Source organism: Faecalimonas sp. LCP19S3_D12, assembly GCF_052121495.1.
Taxonomy (GTDB): Bacteria; Bacillota; Clostridia; order Lachnospirales; family Lachnospiraceae; genus Faecalimonas.
Genome location: NZ_JBQKED010000025.1, coordinates 41,099 through 48,431, shown reverse-complemented (window position 1 = coordinate 48,431; position 7,333 = coordinate 41,099). Strand labels below are relative to the sequence as shown.

Here is a 7,333-nt window from a genome sequence, read left to right as displayed (position 1 = left end):
CCGCATAACCTTAACTTCTCAATATTCAATTTTTAAAGCAGCCACCGAAAGATGGCTTATTTGTCGTGTGCTTAAGGTAATGGATACCCTCTACTTCTCATTTTCAATCTTTTATCCCTCCATAATTAATTCAAATAAATTTTTCAAATCTTCATCACTAATTCCGTATCGTCTCCCTTTTAGAATTGCCTGTTCGAAATCAGTCTCCACCTCTTTCTTTTGTTCTTCTAATAAAAGGTCGGTGTTGACTGCTTTTACATATGTTCCTTTTCCGTGTACGGTTACGGTAAAGCCTTCACTCTCTAATGTGTCATAAGACTTTTTGACGGTCAGTGCACTGATTTTTAATTCTTTTGATAGTGCGCGGACAGACGGCAGGATGTCATTCTCTCTCAGTTCGCCACTTCGAATGAGCAATTTGATCTGATCTACAAGCTGTTCGTAGATGGGAACCATAGAGGAATTGTTTATGATAAGTTTCATGCTTGTGTTCCTCCTTTGTGCAAACAGTATATAACAGTTAAAGACTGTTGTCAAGTGTTATACACTGTTTGCCTTGCTGCGATGGGAAAATATTGAAAGCAGAAAAAATAATTGACTTTTTTGTTCTACATATGTAGTATGTAAATATACTACATATGTAGAAAGTGAGGGGTTCTATGTATCAGAAACTATTTTTTGATGTGTTGGAAGTATCTATAACTGTATCTCTTATTGTTTTGCTGATTGTTATTTTATTACCTGTGGTTGAAAAACGGTATGGGTTTCGGTGGAGAATGCGGACCGGATGATAAAGAGATGGATATATTAGCGCCGGATAAAAGAGTGGAAGATGTTGAATTTGTCTGGTTTGATGAAGCGGAAGAGAGAATGTATATCAGAAAAAAAGATGGAAGTTTTTGGGTATGTGGTGAGGAAGTCGGCGCAAAGAAAAAGAAAATTTCTTATGGTCCGGAGGGCGGTGTAAAAGAGCGTATTTGTACAGAACAGCTCATGCCGCTTATTTTAAAAACAGAGTAGAAACGGAGAAGTGAAGATGAAAAAGATTTCAGAGTCAGAACAGGAGATTATGATGGCAATATGGAATGCGGAAAATAAGAATTCCATTACAGCATCCTATCTTGAGGAGGTATTTGGAGAAAAAAAAGGCTGGAAAAAGACGTCGATTTTGACGTTTTTGTCAAGGCTTGTAGAAAAAGGATATCTCTCCTGTGAAAAAAACGGAAAATCTAATTTTTATGAACCGATTGTATCTTACGAAGAATTTTCGAGAAGAGAGAGTAAACATATTTTAGATAAACTATACCGTAATTCCTTAAAAAATTTTGTCGTATCACTATATGATGGCGACGAACTTTCCAGACAGGATGTAAAGGAACTGAGAGAATTTTTGGATGAGATCAGTACAAAATCAGAGGAGGAGTGATATGTCAAAGAGTGTTATCAGAATTGCGAAACCCGAAGATGCAGAGGAACTTTTGAAAATTTATGCACCATATGTGAAGCACACTGCGATTACATTCGAGTATGAAGTTCCGACGGTGGAAGAGTTTCGAGACAGAATAGAACATATTTTAAAGAGGCATCCCTATTTGGTAGCGGAGAGAGACGGAGAACTGATTGGATATGCTTACGCGGGGGTGTTCAATGAGCGGGAGGCGTGTGACCGCTCTGTGGAGACAGCCATTTATGTTCGGAAGGATGGGATAAAAGATGGAATTGGAAGAATGCTGTATGTGGCGTTGGAGAAAATTTTATCGGAACAGAATATATTGAATCTGAATGCCTGCATTGCGTATGTGAATGATGATGATCCTTATTTGACCAAAAATAGTGTAGAGTTTCACAAGCATATGGGATATCGGTTTGTGGGTAGATTTCACAGATGTGGGTACAAATTTGGACGTTGGTATGACTTGGTGTGGATGGAAAAATATATTGGAGAACATGTGGAAAAACCGGAGGAAGTTATATGGTTTGATGACATGAAATATGATAAAATGAAAAGAGGAATATGATGAGAAGAAAAGACAGAGAGATCACAGACATAGAGGAAATCAGAGATATCATAGAGAAGTGTAAAGTATGTAGACTCGCCATGCAGGACGAAGAAGGCTTGTATCTGGTACCATTAAATTTTGGTTATGAATTTGAAAAAGAATCTTTAGCGCTCTATTTTCACAGTGCAAAGGAAGGAAGAAAGCTGCGTGCGATTCAGAAAAATTCGAAGGTGTGTTTTGAGATGGACTGTGAACATGCACTGATTGAGGCAAATATACCTTGTGCATATGGTTATGAATATGCTTGTGTGATGGGAAATGGAAAAGCGATGATTCTTGAACATACAGAGGAAAAGTGTTTGGCTCTTTCCAAACTGATGTGGCATCAGACCGGAAAAGTGTTTGAGATCTCAGAACAGATGGCAGATAGTGTGGTTGTGATAAAAGTAATTGCAGAGTCTTACACCGGAAAGATGTGCAGAAGCTAAGAGGAGGATACAAAGATGCAGAACAATTTTTTCAGCAAAGACAGTAAAAACAAAAAGATGATCATTGCGATTTCGGTCAGTGTGGCAATTATTGTAATTGGATTGGCTGTTTTTTGTTATTTTCTGCTTGCGAATAAAAAAGAGAACAAAGCAGAGAATGTGCAGGAAGATCCGCAGGCAAAGATTGAAGAAGAAAAAGAGGAAGCAAAAGTACAGCTTCCGGACTTGAAGACATCTCAATACGAGACAGATGAGATTACAACAGGAATTGATGTCTCTGAATTTCAGGGGAATATCGACTGGAAGGCAGTTGCGGACAGCGGAATTGATTTTGCGATGATCCGTGTCGGATACCGTGGCATGAAGAACGGGGAGATTAAAGAAGATGCCTGTGCGAAATACAATCTGCAGGAAGCATCCAAAAATGGGCTGAAAATCGGAGCTTATTTCTTTTCCACGGCAGTGACAGAGGAAGAGGCAAAAGAGGAGGCGGAATGGACGAAGAATCTGCTTTCAGGATATCCGGTGACATATCCGGTCGCTTACAATTGTGAAGGTTTTCAAAATCCGTCCAGCAGACAGTTTGATCTTTCGGTTGAGGAGCGGACAAAACTGGCAGATGCGTTTCTCAAATCTATTGAAGAAGGCTCTTACACAGGAATGTTCTATGCAGCGAAAAATGAACTGGATGACAATAATTTGTGGAATGCAGATGATCTTTCTTTAAATTATCGTATCTGGGTTGCACAGTACTCCGATCAGACATGGCCGGAAAAAACAAAATCTGACTATACCGGTGACCATGTAATGTGGCAGTACACCAATCAGGGAAAGATGGACGGAATCAAAGGTGCAGTTGACTTTAATGTTGCTTATTTCGGATATAGTCAGTCGCAGCAGGCGGTAGATGCAAACGGAGCAGAGCAAGTGGAAGCCAATGTAGAGGTGGGAGTCAATTTTACCGAAGTGGAAGAGCAGGTTACGGCAAAAGACGAGGTGAATCTTCGAAGTACGATGGAACAAGGAAGTGATGATAATATCGTAGGAAGCATGAAAAACGGAGAGACAGCAGTTCGAACAGGAGTGGGAAATAACGGCTGGTCGAGAATAATCTACAATGGGCAGACTGTGTACTGTGTTAGTAATTATCTGACAACAGATTTGAGTTATGTGACGCCACAGGAGACTGAAAGTGAGTTTAAGACAAAGTTTACGGATGTGTCTGAGAATGTGACGGCAAAAGAAGTGACAAATCTTCGCAACCGTCCTAGTGTGGAGTCGCCATCAGAAGTTATTGCAGAATTAAAAAATGGAGAAGTCATCGTGCGTACCGGCGTGTCGAACGAAGGGTGGTCCAGAGTAGAATATAATGGACAGACTTTATATTGTATCAGCAGCTATTTGGAAGTTGTACAATAGAGTCGGTACAAAAGAATATATTGACAAATAAAAGAAGAAAAAGTAATATTGTATTAAAATAATAATACAATATTACTTTTTTATTTGGAGAGGAAGTGGAGATATGAGGTTAGAACTCAGAGAAGTGCGAAAGGCATTTGATCAAAAACAAGTTCTGAAAGGTGCAAGTTTTGTGTTTGAAAAAGGAAAGATATATGGCCTGTTGGGAAGAAACGGGGCAGGAAAGACAACACTTTTTAATTGTATCAGCAAAGAGATTTCCTGTGACGGTGAGATTGCGTTATATGACGGAGCGGATGATATTTTGGACTTTTCACAAATCGGATTTACATATGCGCATCCGATTTTACCAGAATTTTTGACCGGATATGAATTTCTCAAGTTTTATATTGATATCAATAAAGATAAGATTAAGGATAAAAAGTCAATTCCGGAGTACTTTGATATGATTAAGATCAAAGAAGAAGACTGGTACCGTCTGATTAAGGATTACTCGCATGGAATGAAAAATAAAATGCAGATGATCTGCTTTTTGATTACGAAACCTCCGGTGATTTTGCTGGATGAGCCTTTGACTTCTTTTGATGTCGTTGTGGCGCATGAGATCAAGCAGATGTTAAAAGCGATGAAGCAAGATCACATCATTATTTTTTCGACACATATTTTGGAACTTGCAGAGGATCTATGTGATGAGATTGTCATTTTGAATCAGGGAAAACTGGAGGCAATTGACCACAATATGATTGGGGCGCCTGAATTTGAAGAGAAGATTTTTGAGGCGCTGAAGGAGGAACAGCATGATTAATACCATCATTCAGGGAAGGATGCTTGTCTTTGTGCAGCAGGTCAATGTTCTGCTCTATTATGTGAGAAAATTACCGTTTGTCGGAGAGAAAATACCGTACCGTCTGTATGGAGAGACGGATATCAAGAAGGCAATTGGTATTATACCGGTTGTGTTTTCCGTGATAGGTGCATTTGTCGGTACATTTTTGTATTTTTTGCTGATGATTAAGCTGCCGGCGTATTGGATTCAAGGCTTTTGGCAAAAAGAAGGGCTTTTTGTAGATCAAAAAGCAGTAATGGTCTACTTGTTTTTAATTTTCTCTTTTTTGCCGGGAAGTTTTCTGGTGTCGAACCTGACGGAAGGGGCAAAAAAGGATTATGTGTTGCTGCATGTGATGCGGATTCCGGCGGCACAGCATTATCGCTCCCAGATGGTACTAAAAGGAGTGAAAGATACCATCTGTTTTTTAGTACCGCTATTGTGGTTTGGATTTAGAGCGGAATCTGTGTTGTTTGTTGTGTCGTTGTTTTTTACACGCTACATTGGGCATGCCGGAATTTTACAACACTATCGACATTTCGAGAAAAAAGGGAAAAAAGTATTTTGGAAATCTTTGGGAAAAACATTTTTAGTGTTTGGAATCATATTAGCACTCGGATATGGAGTGGCGGCAGCAGCTCCGAGATTGTTTTTGGATAGATATGTGATGGCAGAAGTTGTTGTCTTTTTGAGTTTGGCGTTAGTTGGAATGTTTTGTTTCCCGAAAGTGTGGAATTATGGGGGCTATACGATTTTTGCGAAAAAGATGGTCAGCCTGAAAGATTTTTTAGAGCAGGATGATGCGGTAAAAGAGGTTCGGACTGCAGATGTGCAGATTCAGGATAAAGATATTTCCAAAGAGGAACTGCGCTCCAGAAAATACGAGGAAAAAGAAGGGTATGACTATTTGAATGCCATCTTCTTTGAACGCCATAAAAGAATTGTTTCAAGAGCGGTCAAAAGCAGAATCATCATCATCTTGGCAGTTGGATTGATTGGGGCAGTGGCGTTGTTGTTTGTGGGAGAAGAGATGAAACAAAAGACATTCGAGGCGATGACACAGATGATGCCGGTCATGGTATTTGTCATGTATTTGGAGTCCACAGGTGGAAGAATTTGTAAGGCAATGTTTTTTAACTGTGATATCAGTCTGCTGAAATATGGATATTATCGGGAAGCAGATGCAATCTTGAAAAATTTTAAGATACGCCTTAGAAAATTATTGATGCTAGATGCAGTTCCGGCGGCTATAATCTGCGGGATGATTCTTCTTTGGACACTTCTGTGTGGTGAGATACTGTCTGTTTGGAAAGTGATACCGTTGATGGCAGGCTCCTTGCTATTATCCGCATTTTTCTGTCTGTTTCATCTGTTTATGTACTATATCACGCAGCCGTACACAGAAGAAAAGACGGTGAAAAGCCCTATTTTTTCGGTGGTAAATGCACTGGTGTATTTTGGATGCTATCTTTGTCTGCAGATACAGACAGGTTCATGGCTGTTTACATTGGGAGTGCTTGCTGTGACAATCATCTTTATTCCGCTGTCATATTTTTGCGTGTTTCGGTTTGCGCCGAAGACATTTAAAATTCGTTAGAAGAGGAGAAGACAATTATGAAATTTTATCTGGCGCCGTTGGAGGGGCTGACGACATATGTTTATCGGAATGTATACCATCATTTTTTCCATCCAATGGATAAATACTTTACTCCGTTTATCGTACCGCATCCAAATCGGGGATTCAAACCGAAAGAGTTGAAAGAAATTCTGCCGCAGCACAATCAAGGGCTTTGTGTGGTCCCGCAGATTCTGACTAATAATGCGGAGGATTTTATCCGGACGGCACAGGAATTTCGGGAGTATGGATATGAAGAAATCAATTTGAATTTGGGATGTCCGTCAGGGACAGTTACCGCAAAGAAAAAGGGATCCGGCTTTTTGGGATATCCGGATGAGCTGGAACGTTTTCTATACGAAATTTTTGAGCGGACAGAATCAAAGATTTCTATCAAGACAAGAATCGGGGTGGAGCATCCAGAAGAATTTGAGCGTCTTTTAAACATTTATAATAAGTTTGAGATGGAAGAACTGATTATTCATCCGAGGGTGAGAGCAGATTTTTATAAGAACGAACCAAATATGGAGGTATTTGGGCAGGCAGTGCGAGAAAGTAGAAACCCGCTTTGCTATAATGGAGACCTGTTTATTAAGTCACATTTTGAAGTGTTTGAAAAGGAGTATCCGCAGGTGGAGTGCGTGATGCTTGGGCGCGGGGTGATGGTAAATCCAGGACTTTTGAATCTGATCTGTGAGGGTACAAGCTTAGATAAAGAAGTATTGCGTGCATTTCATGATGAATTTTACAGGAAGAATCAGGAAGTTCTTTCGGGAGACCGGGCGGTTCTTTTTAAGATGAAAGAATTGTGGTTCTTCATGATACATTTATTTGAAGGAGCAGAGAAGGCTGCCAAGAAGATCAAAAAGGCAGAAAAACGGCATGTGTATGAGGAATGTATCGAAAGGTTGTTTTCAGATTACCCGCTGAATCAGAAATTAGTAAAATAAAGAATGGAGTCAGAATCAATTTGATCTGGCTCCTT

9 protein-coding genes are annotated in these 7,333 nt (G+C 39.8%); 8 read left to right on the top strand and 1 reads right to left on the bottom strand.

Translation table 11 applies throughout. From position 1 onward, the window contains the following. Window positions 1–111 precede the first annotated feature (111 nt). Window positions 112–483, bottom strand: coding sequence for a GntR family transcriptional regulator (locus ACTQXY_RS09225; protein ID WP_004613979.1), 372 nt, complete (start codon window positions 481–483; stop codon window positions 112–114). A gap of 276 nt (window positions 484–759) precedes the next feature. Between ACTQXY_RS09225 and ACTQXY_RS09220 the strand changes: the two genes are divergently transcribed. From ACTQXY_RS09220 to ACTQXY_RS09185, 8 genes are all read left to right on the top strand, one after another. Then, entirely contained in the window at window positions 760–1,020 is a 261-nt protein-coding gene (locus tag ACTQXY_RS09220) for a hypothetical protein (RefSeq protein WP_441659217.1), read from the top strand. A 16-nt stretch (window positions 1,021–1,036) separates the two neighbouring features. Further along, the gene (locus ACTQXY_RS09215) at window positions 1,037–1,426 is read left to right on the top strand and encodes a BlaI/MecI/CopY family transcriptional regulator (RefSeq protein WP_004613977.1); all 390 of its coding nucleotides are present in this window, start codon (window positions 1,037–1,039) and stop codon (window positions 1,424–1,426) included. A gap of 1 nt (window position 1,427) precedes the next feature. Then, window positions 1,428–2,018: a GNAT family N-acetyltransferase gene (locus ACTQXY_RS09210; RefSeq protein ID WP_441659216.1), complete on the top strand. Its 591-nt coding sequence runs from the start codon at window positions 1,428–1,430 to the stop codon at window positions 2,016–2,018. Then, window positions 2,015–2,488: a pyridoxamine 5'-phosphate oxidase family protein gene (locus ACTQXY_RS09205; RefSeq protein WP_441659215.1), complete on the top strand. Its 474-nt coding sequence runs from the start codon at window positions 2,015–2,017 to the stop codon at window positions 2,486–2,488. The genes ACTQXY_RS09210 and ACTQXY_RS09205 overlap by 4 nt, the downstream gene beginning before the upstream one ends. Window positions 2,489–2,503: 15 nt before the next feature. After that, on the top strand, window positions 2,504–3,907 hold the full coding sequence (locus tag ACTQXY_RS09200; protein ID WP_441659214.1) for a GH25 family lysozyme: 1,404 nt from the start codon (window positions 2,504–2,506) through the stop codon (window positions 3,905–3,907). A 103-nt stretch (window positions 3,908–4,010) separates the two neighbouring features. Beyond that, on the top strand, window positions 4,011–4,712 hold the full coding sequence (locus ACTQXY_RS09195; RefSeq protein ID WP_441659213.1) for an ATP-binding cassette domain-containing protein: 702 nt from the start codon (window positions 4,011–4,013) through the stop codon (window positions 4,710–4,712). Then, entirely contained in the window at window positions 4,705–6,330 is a 1,626-nt protein-coding gene (locus ACTQXY_RS09190) for a hypothetical protein (protein WP_441659212.1), read from the top strand. The genes ACTQXY_RS09195 and ACTQXY_RS09190 overlap by 8 nt, the downstream gene beginning before the upstream one ends. Window positions 6,331–6,347: 17 nt before the next feature. Further along, window positions 6,348–7,298 (top strand): tRNA-dihydrouridine synthase, encoded by a 951-nt coding sequence (locus ACTQXY_RS09185; protein ID WP_441659211.1) that lies wholly within the window; start codon window positions 6,348–6,350, stop codon window positions 7,296–7,298. Window positions 7,299–7,333: the final 35 nt, after the last annotated feature.